This window comes from Shewanella gelidimarina (assembly GCF_023283945.1).
GTDB lineage: Bacteria > Pseudomonadota > Gammaproteobacteria > Enterobacterales > Shewanellaceae > Shewanella > Shewanella gelidimarina.
The window spans coordinates 402,557-417,711 of the sequence record NZ_JAKIKW010000001.1 but is presented as its reverse complement, the minus strand read 5'-3'; the positions used below and the strand labels follow the sequence as shown (position 1 = coordinate 417,711).

Annotated in this window: 12 protein-coding genes; 5 read left to right on the top strand and 7 right to left on the bottom strand. The window is 45.3% G+C overall.

From position 1 onward, the window contains the following. Positions 1-4 precede the first annotated feature (4 nt). A complete protein-coding gene (locus tag L2729_RS01825) occupies positions 5-2,059 on the top strand; it encodes a TonB-dependent receptor plug domain-containing protein (RefSeq protein ID WP_248986701.1) in 2,055 nt (684 codons plus the stop codon). 391 nt (positions 2,060-2,450) lie between these two features. On the opposite strand, the gene L2729_RS01820 is transcribed toward L2729_RS01825, so the two are convergent. The 4 genes from L2729_RS01820 to L2729_RS01805 all read right to left on the bottom strand — a co-directional run bounded on the left by L2729_RS01820 (position 2,451) and on the right by L2729_RS01805 (position 6,452). Further along, positions 2,451-3,425, bottom strand: a complete 975-nt coding sequence (locus L2729_RS01820; RefSeq protein ID WP_248986700.1) for a sensor domain-containing diguanylate cyclase — start codon at positions 3,423-3,425, stop codon at positions 2,451-2,453. A 221-nt stretch (positions 3,426-3,646) separates the two neighbouring features. Next, entirely contained in the window at positions 3,647-4,183 is a 537-nt protein-coding gene (locus L2729_RS01815; RefSeq protein WP_248986699.1) for a response regulator transcription factor, read from the bottom strand. Then, positions 4,180-5,484 carry a sensor histidine kinase gene (locus tag L2729_RS01810; protein WP_428848211.1) on the bottom strand — a complete coding sequence of 435 codons (1,305 nt, stop codon included), beginning with the start codon at positions 5,482-5,484 and terminating at the stop codon, positions 4,180-4,182. Before L2729_RS01810 ends, L2729_RS01815 begins: the two co-directional genes overlap by 4 nt. Before the next feature lie 50 nt (positions 5,485-5,534). Beyond that, on the bottom strand, positions 5,535-6,452 hold the full coding sequence (locus L2729_RS01805; protein WP_248986697.1) for a dTDP-4-dehydrorhamnose reductase family protein: 918 nt from the start codon (positions 6,450-6,452) through the stop codon (positions 5,535-5,537). A 103-nt stretch (positions 6,453-6,555) separates the two neighbouring features. Between L2729_RS01805 and L2729_RS01800 the strand changes: the two genes are divergently transcribed. Continuing rightward, positions 6,556-8,445 carry an alkaline phosphatase D family protein gene (locus L2729_RS01800; RefSeq protein WP_248986696.1) on the top strand — a complete coding sequence of 630 codons (1,890 nt, stop codon included), beginning with the start codon at positions 6,556-6,558 and terminating at the stop codon, positions 8,443-8,445. 10 nt (positions 8,446-8,455) lie between these two features. Here L2729_RS01800 and L2729_RS01795 read toward each other — a convergent pair whose 3' ends face one another. The 3 genes from L2729_RS01795 to L2729_RS01785 all read right to left on the bottom strand — a co-directional run bounded on the left by L2729_RS01795 (position 8,456) and on the right by L2729_RS01785 (position 11,286). Further along, complete coding sequence (locus tag L2729_RS01795) at positions 8,456-9,373, bottom strand: pseudouridine synthase (protein WP_248986695.1); 918 nt, start codon at positions 9,371-9,373, stop codon at positions 8,456-8,458. A 94-nt stretch (positions 9,374-9,467) separates the two neighbouring features. After that, on the bottom strand, positions 9,468-10,058 hold the full coding sequence (locus tag L2729_RS01790; RefSeq protein WP_248986694.1) for an LON peptidase substrate-binding domain-containing protein: 591 nt from the start codon (positions 10,056-10,058) through the stop codon (positions 9,468-9,470). Positions 10,059-10,230: 172 nt separating this feature from the next. Further along, the gene (locus tag L2729_RS01785) at positions 10,231-11,286 is read right to left on the bottom strand and encodes an alpha/beta hydrolase (RefSeq protein WP_248986721.1); all 1,056 of its coding nucleotides are present in this window, start codon (positions 11,284-11,286) and stop codon (positions 10,231-10,233) included. Positions 11,287-11,533: 247 nt separating this feature from the next. Between L2729_RS01785 and L2729_RS01780 the strand changes: the two genes are divergently transcribed. The 3 genes from L2729_RS01780 (at position 11,534) to L2729_RS01770 (ending at position 15,135) form a co-directional block, all read left to right on the top strand. Then, a complete protein-coding gene (locus tag L2729_RS01780) occupies positions 11,534-11,995 on the top strand; it encodes a NanQ anomerase/TabA/YiaL family protein (RefSeq protein WP_248986693.1) in 462 nt (153 codons plus the stop codon). 24 nt (positions 11,996-12,019) lie between these two features. Continuing rightward, positions 12,020-12,553 (top strand): protein tyrosine phosphatase family protein, encoded by a 534-nt coding sequence (locus L2729_RS01775; protein WP_248986692.1) that lies wholly within the window; start codon positions 12,020-12,022, stop codon positions 12,551-12,553. Between the two features lie 296 nt (positions 12,554-12,849). Then, entirely contained in the window at positions 12,850-15,135 is a 2,286-nt protein-coding gene (locus L2729_RS01770; RefSeq protein WP_248986691.1) for an aminotransferase class V-fold PLP-dependent enzyme, read from the top strand. The last annotated feature ends 20 nt before the right edge of the window (positions 15,136-15,155 follow it).

Below are 15,155 nucleotides of genomic sequence, written 5' to 3'. Positions count from 1 at the left end.
TATTATGAAGTTGCCCCTATCTTTAGTCTCTTTATCTATTATTTCCGCTTTATTCCCATTAACGACCTTTGCCGATGATTCTGGCTTTGAAATTATCGAAGTCACTGGCCATCATCAAGGCAGTTATAGTGCTGTAGTACCTGAATCTGCCACACCTCAAACGGACATTAGTGGCCTACTTAGCAACCTGCCGGGCGCCTCCGTTAATGGTAATGGTCCATTAACCGGTATTGCGCAGTATCGAGGTTTATACGGTGACAGGGTTAACACCCAAGTCAACGGCATGACGCTGTCGAGTGCGGGTCCTAACGCTATGGATACGCCGTTAAGCTATGCCAGTTTGGTACTCACTGAACGCCTAGAAATGGTACGCGGTATCGCGCCAGTATCAGCGGGGACTAATACTATTGGTGGCAGTATTCAAGTCATTGAGTCGCAAGCAAGCTTTGATGAAGTCAGTGGTAAGGTTGCTGGGCAATACCAAGACAATGGTGAGCGTAGCTATATCGGCGGCAAGGGCAACTTTGGCAGTGAACAACACGCCGTCTTGGTATACGCAGATATGCTCAAGGGCAATGAGAATACGACAAGTGGCGATGATAAAGCTATTTCCCCCACTACTTATGACAAAACCATGGTCGGCGGACAGTACCGCTATAATTTAGCGGACAGTAGCGGTCACGATGAGTCTATAGCCATTGGATATCAACATCTTGAAACCACTAATGCTGGAACACCGGCCCTGCCAATGGATATCGACTTTATCCGTACAGATAGAGTTAAAATTGAAGGGCAACATGATCTCAATAGCTGGGACATGAACTGGCATATTGCCTACAGCGACGCCCAACATGGAATGGATAACTTTAGCGAACGTACGAAGATGCCAAGCATGAATGCACGGTATAACAATGCTGAGAGCCAAAGTTACGATGCACTGATTTCATTAGCCCAAGACGCTTGGGTATTCGGTTTAGACGCGCAGCTTAGCGAACATAATTCCGTCATAACCGATCCAACTAAGCCAATGTTTAACGTTGATAATTTTAATGGCGTTAGCGATAACAGCTTTAGTGCGTTTGCCCAATGGCAGCAAGATATTAACCAGTGGAACTGGCAAATCGGTGCCAGAATCAAGCACTACCAAACGGACGCCGATGAAGTGAACCATTCGATGGCAGGCACCATGCCCGCAATCAAGATGTTAATGACCCAGTTTAATAATAGCGACCGTTCACAGTCTCAAACCGGTGTTGATTTGGCAATAAATGGACGCTATTCGCAAACCGATAAACTGAGTTGGGTGGTTGGCCTAGCACGTAAACAAGATAGCGCGAGCTACCAGCAGCGGTACCTGTGGGTGCCAATGCAGTCAACTGGCGGGCTTGCTGATGGACGCACTTATGTTGGCCAAGCTGATCTAGACTTAGAAACCGCTTATCAAATCGAACTCGGCAGCGATTATCAAACAGATAACTTCAGCTTGAGCCCACGGATATTCTTCCAGCGCATTAATGATTATATTCAAGGTGTTGTTGCTACAGATCCAGCAGTCATCATGGCTGCAGCAATGATGGGTGATGACAACCCAATGCAGTTTTCCAATGTTGATGCACAACTTTACGGCATGGACCTGAGTGCGACCTATCAGCTAAACGAGTATTTCAATGCCGATATGGTGGCGAGTTATGTGCGTGGTGAGCGTCGTGATATTAGCGACAATCTTTATCGTATCAGCCCCGCTAATCTAAACCTTGGCATTAATTACAACGTCAATAACTGGATTGCCCGCATCGAAACTCGTGCGGTTGCGGCGCAGAACAAAGTATCAGACACACAGCTAGAGCAAACTACAGCCGGTTATGCCTTGGTTAACTTGTCAGTCGGTTATGATGCGGAAAACTGGTTACTAAAAGCAGGTGTCGACAATCTTTTTGATACTGATTACCAAGACCATCTAGCGGGCTATAACCGCGTGATGGGGAGCGATATTGCGGCTGGCGAACGTATGCCTGGTACCGGGTTAAATGCTTGGCTGAGCGGCGAGTACCGCTTTTAAACCTCTTCGCTGTTAACGTAACGTGTGAGTGGCCATCCACTCCACTTACTTTTACCCCGAGCTGACATCCTCTGTCTCGGGGATTTTTTCTGTCTCAAATTAAAATTCTCCAGCTAGGGGCTGTTGATCTTTCGAGCTTAGTTTTTGTTCGAATTTAATGATTTTAGTACAAGGCTTGAGTGATGATACTTAGCTGGCTAAGCGAAAAGCTCGTAACGCATTCTAGCCATAAAAGACTAAAAGTATTGAAACGAACCCGAAGGGCCGCGCTTCTTGGCTATTTTTACGGTGTTGTAGGCAGTTTGTGGAGAATGACTAAACGACATAGCCTCCGCCTTGTCAAAATAGCCAATAAACTGCGGCAAAAACAACCGTGAAAGATCAACAGCCCCTAAGCTAATAGCCGCTTTCTTTGCAGCATGTCTCTATCGGCATTCTCGAGCAGATCACTAATAGTACTTGCACTATTTGCCTCTGTTATGCCTATTGATACGGTAAATACGGGTAATTTAACCATTTGATGATGTGAGCAAAATGCTGCTGCGACTCTGTGTTTTAGCGCTTGAAGATCTTCCGTTTCATCTAACATCACCAAAGCTACAAATTCATCACCACCAATACGACCAATAACGTCAGATTGACGTACAGATTGCGTCAATACTCGCCCAATAAGGGTGATGACATCATCGCCAATACCATGGCCATATTGATCATTAATCGCTTTGAAATTATCTACATCCAAATATAAAAGACCCAGTGTTGTTTTGGTTCTGTGGGCTAACTTTATACGTTGCTCCGCAAGAGCATTAAAACCGCGACGGTTATGGACACCTGATAGTGGATCGGTAATCGCCAATTTTTGCATCTCTGCATATCCTCCGATTAAAGAAAGATCTGATTCTAAGATATCTTTAAGGTGGCGTATAAGCTCAAGGTAGGTTGTTTTATAATTCGTCTCTTTATAATCCATAACACAGAAAGTACCAAACGATTCACCGCTTGGCCAAAACACGGGCACGCCTAAATAGGATCTAAAGCCATCGCGATGCACTTCAGGATTGTTATCCCAGCAGCTATCAATGATGGCATTATTAACATATAGCTCTTGACGAGTTTCAACGATGCGGCGACAAAAGATATTAACTTCGGGCTCAATAATGACACCCGCTGGATAGGGGTTAGATGCTTGTGCACTGGCAATGGTAACTTGAAAACCTTTTGGGGTGTATTGCACCAGAAAACCAGCTGGAGCATCAAAAAGTTTAGCCAGTAAATTAACTGTTTTTTGCCATTTATCAAGGGAGATAAGATCGTTGGGATCTTCTAGTAAAAAAGTATCAGTATTAAACACGGCATTTGAGGTCATCGACTACTCCGGATCAGAATAAGCTATCATTTTTTTTGGCTGCTTATCTCAATTCAGCATAGCGACATAGCGATGTATTTGTCCAATATTTAACTCTCTTTCAGCATAGTGCTTCAATTATTAGCGGTTTTTCAGTTAAATATACAGCTTAAAAAAGTACCTCCTGAATCCTAATCTACTGCTACTTATATACTTTATTAATTTGGAATGACAAAAAGAGGTTAACGATGATCAGCCGTCGGCTTTTTGAGCAGTTTTCGTTGTAGAGTGCGTCGATGCATACCCAGTTGCCGCGCTGTCGCAGATACATTGCCTTTATTGGCATTAAGTACTTGCTGTATATGCTCCCATTCCAACCTTTTTGTTGAGAGCGGCTCCTCAGTCAAAGGTTCGAGCGCTGTATCTGCGGCAGTGATGGACAGCGCGCTTAAAAGGGTTTGGGTACCGACCGGTTTAGCCAGATAATTATCAGCGCCAAGTCGAATAGCCTCAACTGCTGTTGCAATACTGGCATAGCCCGTCAATAACACCATGGTCACTTGAGGTAATAACTGCCGCAGTGGCGAGATGAGTTTAAGTCCATTTTCCTGCTCAAGCTTCATATCCAGCAGCACATGCGTTGGCCTAAACTGACGGGCAAGTAATAGCCCTTGCGTTGCGTTGTGGCATTGCAGGCATTCAAAACCATGTTTGCTCATACGCCGACACAGTAAACCCGCGAGCGCGAGATCATCTTCAATAATCAGCAAGCGGCTCATGATAATTCACCATTAGACGATTCGATATCCAATTGCAGTGGAAAGCTCACTTCGGCAATGGTCCCCCCGCTTGCCGTACTGCCCAATAACAGGCGACCACCCAGGCGTTCGAAGCTTGCATGGCTCAGCAGTAATGCCATGCCCATACCTTGTTCACTCTCAATTAATTGATGCCCCACCTGAGCTCGCATCGCTTTTGATATTCCAATGCCATAGTCCCTCACCGAGATACATAAACGCTGGCTTTGGGGAGCGATCATTGCAGAGACGGTTACCCGCTCATCTCCGGTTTCAGCCAAGCTTGCGCTCGCTGCATTTTCCACTAAAGACATCACCGCAGGTAGCAGGCTGGCGTCAGAAAGCACCGAGGTAGAGCCATGCTGTTTCAACGTCTCAATATCAAATAGCGTGAGCTCTAGCTGCACTTCTGGCATCAACAATAAAACCTGTTGCTCTAAGGTTTGCAGTAACGTATTTGCAGTGACGATGCTTTGCTTTTGCTCACGGATCGATTCTGTGGCGGCACGTAGCGAATTTAATGTTTGCTCACAACGTTGTAAGGCACTATTCATTTCAGACAAAACAGGTGAATCATTTCTACCTTGTTCTTGCGCTTCCTCTACGGCCTCATCAACTAACAGACGTAGACTTGCTAGTGGGGTCGCAAGTTGGTGCGCCATCTGTGCTGACGCTGTGCCTAACGCTAATAACTTTTCTTGCCGTAATTGAGCCTCCCGCATAAAGCTGAGCTCCACATCTTGCTTACGCATTCGTTGTGCGATGTAGGCGACGCTCGTCGTCAGTACTAATGATGAGATAAGAAAATTGAACCACATGCCAAGGTAGTGTGAACTCATGTCCATACCATGGTGTTTCATTGCGCTTTCCGGCACAGAAAAAATCATCAGACTATAGGCGACTGTCGACAATAACGTCAGTGTCCATGGAGCCCATTTAGGCAGCGTGATTGCCGCGAACGCAATAGGTAATAACAATAAGGAGATAAACGCATTCGTTGCGCCGCCAGTAAAATACAGCCAAGAGATCCAAAATACAGTATCGAGCAGCAACACAATAAATAACCCTGACTCGATACGACTAATAGGTTCACGTAGCCTAAAGGTAAACGCCAAATACAAGGCTTCTAAACATATGCCCCAATATAAAACCGGGCTGCTAAGCGAAAGACCAAAGGTTTCGGCGGCAAAAAAAGTCAGCCCGATCTTAAGGAGTAACCCTCCGAGTCGCAGTAATGCTAATTGATCCGTCACGCCCAAGTTACTATTAAAAAGCGTTCTAATTCGTCTATTTATCATCTATCGCTATTATTTTCTTATCACATTAGGGAGGGTTAACCTGCTTGTTTAAGCATGGTCATCGCACTTGGTGACTGTTGTAATGCCTGTCTGATTCCAGCCTTAAACGGTACCTTGGTTTGAATCGACAAACTGGTCAGTCTCTCACAACTTAATGTGCAGTCATGGGGCCGTTTTGCGCTATCTGTGGGCGACATCACAGGGTTAAGATGTTGAGTATCCAGTCCGAGTAACTCGCCCATGATCAATAACATCTGATACTTGCTCATGGTGTCGCTAGCACTAAAATGGTAATTTCCCGCGAGCGTGGCTCCTGAGGTTTTAAGCACCACCATTTGCGCTATTGCCGTAGCAACATCTGCAGTAGATGTTGGGCTGCGCACCGCCCAATCGTCAATATATTGCTCTGTAGCATCGAGTAGATTATTGAGTAAAACCATCACCGCAGACTCTTGCACCGTTTCAACCTCGCCATAAAGGATCGGCAAACGTAACATGGCAAAATCTTGCTTGGCGTCAGTAATAATCATTTCACCTTGGCGTTTTGAGTCACCATAAAAATTAACGGGATGGGTGAGTGCATCTTCTGCATAAGGGGGCGCGGTGCCATCAAATACATAATCAGTCGAAATATACAGTAACCACGCACCAGATTGACTCGCTGCATCGGCTAGCGACTGTGTTGCTTCAGCATTTAGCGCGAGTGCCGCGGCAGGATTTTGTTCCGATACATCGGGGCGACGCTCTGCAGCGCAATGCACAATAATATCGGGACGGTGAGTTTCGACAAATACCTTAACGCGGGCAGATTGCGTTAAATCCAGTTTATGCATATCCACCTGAGCACGGCTAAAACCACAAGCAATTACCTGAATATTAGGATTTTGCTGTAACTCACGCACCACCGCTCGTCCCAATAAACCTGTTGCTCCCGTTACCATTACGTTAACCATCGCTTTCCCCCTCGAATTAGCCGCTGCTTAGCTTAAGTGCTTTTCTTCATCTAAGCACTGGTTTACTCTTAATCAAGATTACTTTTTACTAAAGAACCATTCAATGTCGTCTGAAAATGCGCTGCCACTCATCATTGCGGGCCCCAGTTTACGTCACTGTGATCCGCAACATTTTACTTTATGGTTCGTGAGCCGCGAACGGTTATCAAGGTTAACCTTAACGATAGCCAACGCCAGTTTTGCACGCGAACTCACAGACGATGAAGTTCATATAATTGAACTTGGCCAGCATGCTTTTCAGTACTTAATACGCGTATCACAGCCCGAACTCCTGCCTAGCGATACCCCTTTGGCTTATCAACTCCGCAGCAGTGACAAAGCCAACATATTTGCTGACGTAAAGGGGCTTACCTACGATAAAAATACTGATATTGAGTTTATCGTAAAGCCGCAAATTGACAATTTACTCCACGGTTCATGCCGTAACGCCCACCACCATAGTGGCGATGCACTCGTTGCCGCCGATACCCAGATATCGCAATTAGCCACGCTGCAACAGCGTCCATCATTGCTAATGTTAAGTGGCGATCAGGTCTATGTGGATGATATTGCGGGCCCAATGCTCTATGCGATTGGTGAAGTGATTTCACTGTTGGGCTTAACCCAAGAGCACTTTAATGATTGCAGTCTCGCGGGCAGTGAACAGATAAGTTATCAGCCTGAAGCCATGTATCAACGCCATATTAACTTGCTACCCAAAACGCAATATAAGGCCAAAACGGCGATTAAGCGTTGGTATATCAACCACCCTATTTTCACCTCTTCCATTGCAGAAAATCACTTAGTTAGCCTCAACGAACTGATTGCGCTTTATCTGCTGAGTTGGTCGCCGGAGTTATGGGAGCAGATAGACATTCCTAAAGACATCAGCGGCCTAAGCAAAGCCAATACTTTACGCTGGCAACAAGAATGGACTCACTTGCTGGCGTTTAAAAGCGGCCTGCAGCAGGTGCGTCGCTTATTTGCCCACATACCAACCTATATGATTTTCGATGACCACGATATTACCGATGATTGGAATTTAACCGCAAGGTGGGAACTCGCGGCGTATAATCACCCCTTTTCAAAGCGTATTATAGGTAATGCACTTATCGCTTATACGCTATTTCAGGGAATCGGTAATGCGCCGGCCAAGTTTGATGCTGAAGTTAGACCACAACTGGACGCCCTCTTTAAATCACCTACGAGTTCAGCCCAAGATGCCCTTATCGATACCCTGCTTAGCGTTGAGCACTGGCATTACAGTTTGGACACTAGCCCTAAACTTATCGTGCTAGATACCCGCACTCGCCGCTGGCGTAGCGAGTCCAACCTGGGTAAACCGTCTGGACTGATGGATTGGGAAGCGTTAATGGAGTTTCAAGCTGAACTGGTTAATCAACCTAATGTGATTATTGTTTCAGCAGCCCCTATGTATGGAGTCAAGCTCATTGAAACCGTCCAGAAAATGGCGACGTGGTGCGGCGCGTCATTACTGGTGGATGCCGAAAACTGGATGGCACATCCAGGCACCGCTAATACGCTGTTGAGTATTTTCCAACACCGTAAAACGCCCGAGCAATTTGTGATCCTCTCAGGTGATGTTCACTATTCGTTTAGCTACGATATTAGTATTCGATTCAGAGATGCGGGACCGGCGATTTATCAGATCACCTGTAGTGGTATTAAAAATCAATTCCCAGAGAAACTACTGCCCTACTTCGACAAATTCAATGGTTGGTTATACGGTTATTTTTCACCACTCAACTTTTTCACTAAGCGTAAACGTATGTCGATCCGTGGCCGTCGCCCCAATGGCGCACGCAGCAAACGCTTAATGAATAAGAGCGGGATAGGTAGAGTCGAACTGGCTAAAAACGGCGCGCCAACCAAAATTGCGGTATTGCATGCCGATATGAGCGAAACTGAGTTTTTACCGCCGAGGCACCGCTAGAACCCCATCCTTACAGCTGCAGTCCATCACAACTAATGTCGAAAGACTCCGCAGACAACGGGTCAACAAACGCCAGTCTTTTAGCGACTAGCATTAATGGTTTGTTAAAATCATCGGCCGCTTTATCGAGTAATTCAGGATAAAGTCTGTCATTCAAAATAGGCATTCCCAGACTCATCATATGCACCCGTAACTGGTGCGTTCTGCCTGTGACGGGGGTGAGTTCAAACAGCCCCAAATTACCATTTACTGCGACTAAACTAATTTCAGAATGGCTATTAGCCTCGCCATCAGCCATTTTCATCATAAAGCTAGGCTCAGCTTTCACTAATCGATTTTTCACCGTCCAGCGAGTCGGTAAGCTTAACTCAGCCGCTGCAATAAGCTTTTGTATCGAAGCGGATAACACCGCGACTGCCTGATAGGTTTTAGTAATATTGCCATTTTTAAAAAGTTGATGATAATCATGCCGAGTACTGGCGTTGAGAGACAATAACATCACTCCTGCCGTCGCGCGGTCTAGTCGATGGGCGGCAACAATTTGTTCATTACCGGTCTTGATCCGTAAGCGATTCACCAGGCACTCATTAACAAAGTTACCACTGGGATTAACGGCTAAAAAGTGTGGTTTAAAGGCGATGATGATCTGCTCATTTTGCAGCAGTATTTGTTCTTCAAACGGGATCAACGATTCTTGCTGCACTTCGCGATAATAATATACCCGAGCTCGTGGAATAAATGCGCTGTCCAATGTGACTAACTGTCCATCTCGCCAATGCACTTTGCCACTTTGGATCCGCGCTACCCAAACAGCCTCTGCAATGGCTGTAAAATGGCTGACTAAAAAACTCAATACTGTTGGCTTATCGATTACCGTTGCAGGCAAAACGATATAAGAGGCTTGGGCGGCGCGCACGGAATGGTTCATAAGATTAATACTGATGGCATGAAACTGAGCGCTACTTTAACAAAAAGTCACTCATAAAGGGCAGCTGAAAGGTAAAAACCGATATCAGTTCAGACTAATACGCTTTAGCATTGGCGTGGGACTTAATCAGCTCAAGCACAAAATTCATGGTTTGATGACAATTCGGTTGATTCAATAAGCGTAACTTGTCTTTATTGTACAGCGGTAACACCTCTAACCAGCGCTGACTAACCCATGATGCATCTTCGAGATGCACATCATTATCATACAAGCCAAATAGGTCAGGGTTAACGTGGTAAAACTGCTCTAAAGCGGCACTAATTAACTCGAACTCGCCATTAATCGGCTCTTGTTGCCAATTATTACAGGCTAATGTTCTGCTAATCCACACACCATCTCGACGCTGAGCGGCAGACAATATGCGTACTCTTTGCTTACCTTGTAAAACAATGCTGAGCGAATCATCATCAAGCTGATTGAAGTCAATAATCTCGCACTGAGTCGCCATTTCATAACAAGGGGGATAACTATTAGCCTTACTCATGCCGAAAACTAACGGATAATGCAGTTTTAACACTTCGGCTATCATGCTCAAATAGGCGGGGTCGACCACACGGATCTCTACCCTTCCCTCAGGTAACAGCAAGGTATCGTGCGTTAATAACGCCATCTCTTGTGTTCGCATAATAACCTCCAAAAATAGGTAGGTCAGACCATCATTTTGACCATCTTCGATAACACTAAAGTGTAGCAGCTGCTTAAATTTCAGCCAGAAAGCTGTTTAACGACAATATAGTCAGGCTGCTCACTTATTAGACAGGTAAATACGCGACTTTATTACATTGCGATCAATGTTTTTACAGCGGTTCTAGTCTTTCAAGCACAGATTGGTTATCGATAACATCGGCTAAATCGTCCGCGAGCACTTGACTCATGGCTGCCGCTTTACGCCAATACTGAATCCTTAAATCGGTGTCAAAATGAGTAAAATCATTACGATCTGGCAGCTTACCGTAAGGTAGACTTTGTAAATAAGCATCCGTTGGCGCCAAGATCAGTGCATTGTCATAATTCTGTTTTGCATCTCGCCAAGGTAACGATTTATCGAACCAGCCAGGAGACATTCGTGGAAAGAAATGCGGGTAAAGCGTGAGTCCTGTTGGCGCCGTCAATGGGATATCGAAGTGATAATCGGTGATACCGCCATCATAATAGTGGCCATTCGGTGCGCCCTTGATCTCAGTGACCGGGGCTAACACCCAAGGGATAGATCCTGTGGCGAGTAGTACTTGCTGAATATTGTCGCTAGATAAACCACAAAATTGACTAGGCAAGTCAGTTAGCTTTGAAAACGGTGACCGGGACTGCCGTACGCCAAAGACATAACGTTCAAAATGCCAGGCTAAGCTTTTACGGCTAACAAGATTGGTCGCCGCTGCTACCGCTAGTCCCACTGCCAGTGGCGCTTTACCTGTCACGCGATTCAAATGACGTCCACGGCAGGCAATATAATGGCTATTGATAAATTCATTTGAGATAATTTCAGATCCCCCTTGCTTGCCTAGCAAGCCCCCAAGGATCCCTTTTACTTGGGTCGACACTTCTGCTGCTGTAGGTTTGCTATCGTAACGTTGTCCGATATAAAGATCTTCTAACCGCTGATATGCCGCTAGTGGATTATTCTGTGCTAAACAAGCCAAACGCCAAGCCCCCGAAGAAGCGCCTAAGGTATGCAAAGGTTGCGCGAGTGATTTGAAAAACTCATCAAACAAGTATTTGTCTAGCCCCGCAATACCAATCCACTTAGGCCCACCCGATGCCGCTAATAGCTGGCTAAATAGCGCCGGATTCAAACCATTTTCGGAGATTGTTTTAAAAGCTGTAGGACCTGCAATAAATCGTAAAGAAGACACATTTAACCCTAATATTAAAATACTAATAACTGCTAATTTCATACTCAACTACCGTAAACTCGATCGAATATGGAAGCAACAAGGATGTATTATGGAAAATACAACGCTCATTAAGCCATACAAATAAGTGGGCTATGCTGTTATTGGAACGACTATCACCTTTGAAGTGAACTCTTGTATCGCCCAATTGCAGATAACGCTAAACTTCTGTTTATTGAAAAAAAGCTACCTTATAGACGAGAATATTATGATTGTTGATACCTTAGCCAACCGCGATTTGTATAGTCACATTAACCCACGCATTGCGAAGGCGCTTGCCCACCTAGCTGAAACTGACTTTAACCTGCTGGAAGTAGGAACATACGAGCTTGAAGGCAAAGATCTGTTTGTTATCGTCAATGATTATCAGACCAAGCCTCGAGAGGTTGAGCCTTTTGAAGTCCACCAGCAGTATATTGATGTGCAATATGTTGTCAGCGGTGAAGAGGAATTTGGCTACTTACCCTTGGCAGACCAAACGCCTTCAAAGCCATATTTTGCTAAGCACGATTACGCCGAGTTTGACTACCAATCTAATAAAGAGGCCGCTGCCTTTATTCCCTTCAAAGCGGGGATGTTTGCATTGTTTTTTCCAGAAGATATGCATATGCCTGGAACCAGTGCTATGCCAAAACAGGTTCGAAAGGTCGTCATCAAAGTTAAAATCTAGCGCAACATAAACAGGGACAACATAATGAGATTTATTTTTCTACTCGCCAGTTTACTCAGCTCAATAGCGGTTGCAGAAATTGCACCGCAGCAGTTACAAGACTTAAAAGCAGTGCAGTTTAATCAGGGCAGCATCATCACATCTGGGCTACCGACTAAAGCGGAGTTTCCTATACTGCAGCAATCGGGTGTTGAGTTAGTGATCAACCTCATTCCCAAAGGCAATTCTAGTGGCCATGACGACGAAGCGAGTTTGGTCACCAGCACTGGCATGCAATATCAACAGATAGACGTAGACTGGAAGCAGCCTACGGTCGCCAATGTGGAGCAGTTTTTTGCCATCATGGATGCCAATAAAGGCAAAAACATTCTGATCCATTGTGCCGCAAATTACCGCGCCTCGGCCTTTTATTATCTATATGAGCTCAAGATTGGGAAAGCCGACTCCGTCGATTTTAAACAGCAAACAATGCAACCTTGGGGGGACTTATCGAAAAGCTTAGTTCAATACCCGCAATGGGATGCGCTTATTGAAGCTGTTAAAGCCAAGAGTAAATAAGGCACGCGACCAACGCAATTTAAGCGCCGATTTATCGGCGCTTTTTTATGGTCTATTCCGCACGATGCTTCTCTTTAGCGCCTATATTCAACTCATCGCTTGAGCTTAAAGCGATTCACACCGCCCTTGTTACCATTAATTATATCACCGCTCCGCCCTCACCTTTATTGCAACCACAACTGAGAGAATGTGATCTTGATCATTATTCCCAACCTGCTAATATAGCGTCAAGATATTAGTTATTCCCAAAAGTTATAAGCGGCATTTGGCGATAAAACAATAAAGAGCTGAAAACAATGAATAACACCCCTGAACTGACCCAAATTTACCTTGATGCAAATGCCACGACTCCCGTGCTGCCTCAAGCTGCTGCCGCCGCGTTATCGGCCATGGAAACTCTTTTTGGCAACCCAAGCAGTAGTCACATCACTGGGTTAAAAGCAAAAAACTTAATGGAACAAACTCGCCTAAGAGCAAAAAAGCTGCTTGGAACGGGAGAGGGAAAACTCATATTTACCAGTGGTGCGACGGAAGGGATCCAAACGTCAATCCTATCGGCGCTGATTGCAGCCAAGAGTAATATGTCAGCAAATCAAAGCTACTCGGTACTCTATGGTGCCACTGAGCATAAAGCGGTACCGGAATCATTGAAGCACTGGCTTGACGTGTTAGGGATTGCGGCTGATGTAAAAGCGATTCCAGTTGATGAGTTTGGCTTACTTGATCATGACTTTATTAGCCTAGAAGCACCCAATGCTCTGATAATTTGCACCATGGCAGTTAATAATGAAACTGGCGTATTTCAAGATCTATCAGCTTTGGAAAACACTATTCGCAGCGCCAACCCGGGTATTTTTTGGATGGTTGATTGCGTTCAGGCATTAGGTAAAACCGAGCTAGATCTCAAGAACACCAGCATCGATTACGCTCCCTTCAGTGGTCATAAGTTATATGCCCCGAAAGGTATTGGTTTCGTCTATATTCGAGATACTGCGCCATTTACGCCTTTTATTGCCGGCGGAGGTCAAGAAGGCGGTCTACGTTCAGGCACTGAAAACCTGCCTGGTATGGCGGCGCTTAACGTTATATTTGAGATGTTGCTGTGCCCTGACGACTCAACATTTTCAACAAGTGAACAACTGACACACTATCGACAGCAAATGGCTAACACCTTAGTTGAGTGTTTTCCTGAGATTGTGTTTAACAACAGCTTTAGCCATAGCGTTGCGACTACCATTAACTTTGCCGTGCCCGGTTTTAGCAGCAAAGAGATCATGGACCTTTTTGATGCTGCCAACATTCGCGTCAGCTCTGGGTCCGCCTGCAGCTCTAAAGTCAGCAGAAGCTTTGTACTAGACGCAATGGGGCTACCCGCTTGGCAAAGTGAAGCTGCTATTCGCATGTCCTTTGGGCCTGCGATGACTCAAACAGAAGTCGACACTGCCTGCTTGCGCATTAAAACCGCTTCAAAAGCTCTCACTCAAAGCTGCATGATATTAGACGACAGCAGTAATATCTCCGACAAAACACCATTAGATGGCTTATTGCAGTTACGCTCTGGCGCGAGTTGCACTTGGGTCTATGTCGACTCATCAAGTAAACAAGCGTTAATTATCGACCCATTGCCAGAGCTGATCCAGAGACTCGACACCTTGCTGCAATGTCAGCAGCTGACGCTGGTCGCCGCCATCGATACTCATGGCCATGCCGATCACCAATCTGGTCGTGAACTTCTGGTTGAACGTTATTTAGCAAAGCAACAATCTGATGTATTAGGTTGGCCAGAAACTCAAGAAACCACTGAACACTTAGGTCAGCAATACCAAACGATTAGCATTGGTTCAAAACAGTTGGTCAGGCTACCGACTCCCGGCCACACTCGCGATAGCATTAGTTTACTGTTATGCGCAACGCCCTTAGCATTGGATAATATGCCTCAGCAAACACAATACGCTTTTTGCGGTGATACCATATTGATGGGTAGTCTAGGCAGAACTAATTTTGACTCAAGCTGCAGCCGAGCCCTGTTTCATAGCTTGAAGTTGATCAGAGATAGCATTAGCTGCAATACATTGATTTGTGCCAGCCATGATTACAATAATGAATTTACCACTAGCCTAGAGGCTGAGGTTAGTCGCAACAACTTACTCAATGCGGTACTCAACGAAGCACTTCCTGAACTTAATTTTCAGCAACAAAAAACCTTGTTAGATACGCACCTTAATGACGAAGTCGGTACCGAAATCATGTGTGGTGCCATCATTGGAAACGGTGACAAATCTAAGATAAAAGAGTATGACGCGATGAGTCTCAAAGCGGCAATGAGACAAGACCATAACGTGAAGATTATTGATATTCGAGAACCGCATGAATATGCGCTAAACCACTCACAGCAATCGAGTCAGAACGTGCCATTAACGCGTTTAGTGCAGTTTATGCAAGAGCACCAAAATAATAAAAATGAACAATGGGTATTGGTTTGTCGCAGTGGGAGTCGTTCAATGATTGCAGCTCAAGCGATGCACCGACTAGGATTCGAGCAAGTATCTCATCTAAAGGGCGGCTACGCGCTAAGCGCCTAACCCTTAAGGTCCAAATAAAA

Coding starts and splice junctions, on each gene's coding strand:
- L2729_RS01825 (WP_248986701.1), top strand. CDS start 5: ATGAAGTTGCCCCTATCTTTAGTCTCTTTATCTATTATTTCCGCTTTA.
- L2729_RS01820 (WP_248986700.1), bottom strand. CDS start 3,425: ATGACCTCAAATGCCGTGTTTAATACTGATACTTTTTTACTAGAAGAT.
- L2729_RS01815 (WP_248986699.1), bottom strand. CDS start 4,183: ATGAGCCGCTTGCTGATTATTGAAGATGATCTCGCGCTCGCGGGTTTA.
- L2729_RS01805 (WP_248986697.1), bottom strand. CDS start 6,452: ATGGTTAACGTAATGGTAACGGGAGCAACAGGTTTATTGGGACGAGCG.
- L2729_RS01800 (WP_248986696.1), top strand. CDS start 6,556: ATGTCGTCTGAAAATGCGCTGCCACTCATCATTGCGGGCCCCAGTTTA.
- L2729_RS01795 (WP_248986695.1), bottom strand. CDS start 9,373: ATGAACCATTCCGTGCGCGCCGCCCAAGCCTCTTATATCGTTTTGCCT.
- L2729_RS01790 (WP_248986694.1), bottom strand. CDS start 10,058: ATGCGAACACAAGAGATGGCGTTATTAACGCACGATACCTTGCTGTTA.
- L2729_RS01780 (WP_248986693.1), top strand. CDS start 11,534: ATGATTGTTGATACCTTAGCCAACCGCGATTTGTATAGTCACATTAAC.
- L2729_RS01775 (WP_248986692.1), top strand. CDS start 12,020: ATGAGATTTATTTTTCTACTCGCCAGTTTACTCAGCTCAATAGCGGTT.
- L2729_RS01770 (WP_248986691.1), top strand. CDS start 12,850: ATGAATAACACCCCTGAACTGACCCAAATTTACCTTGATGCAAATGCC.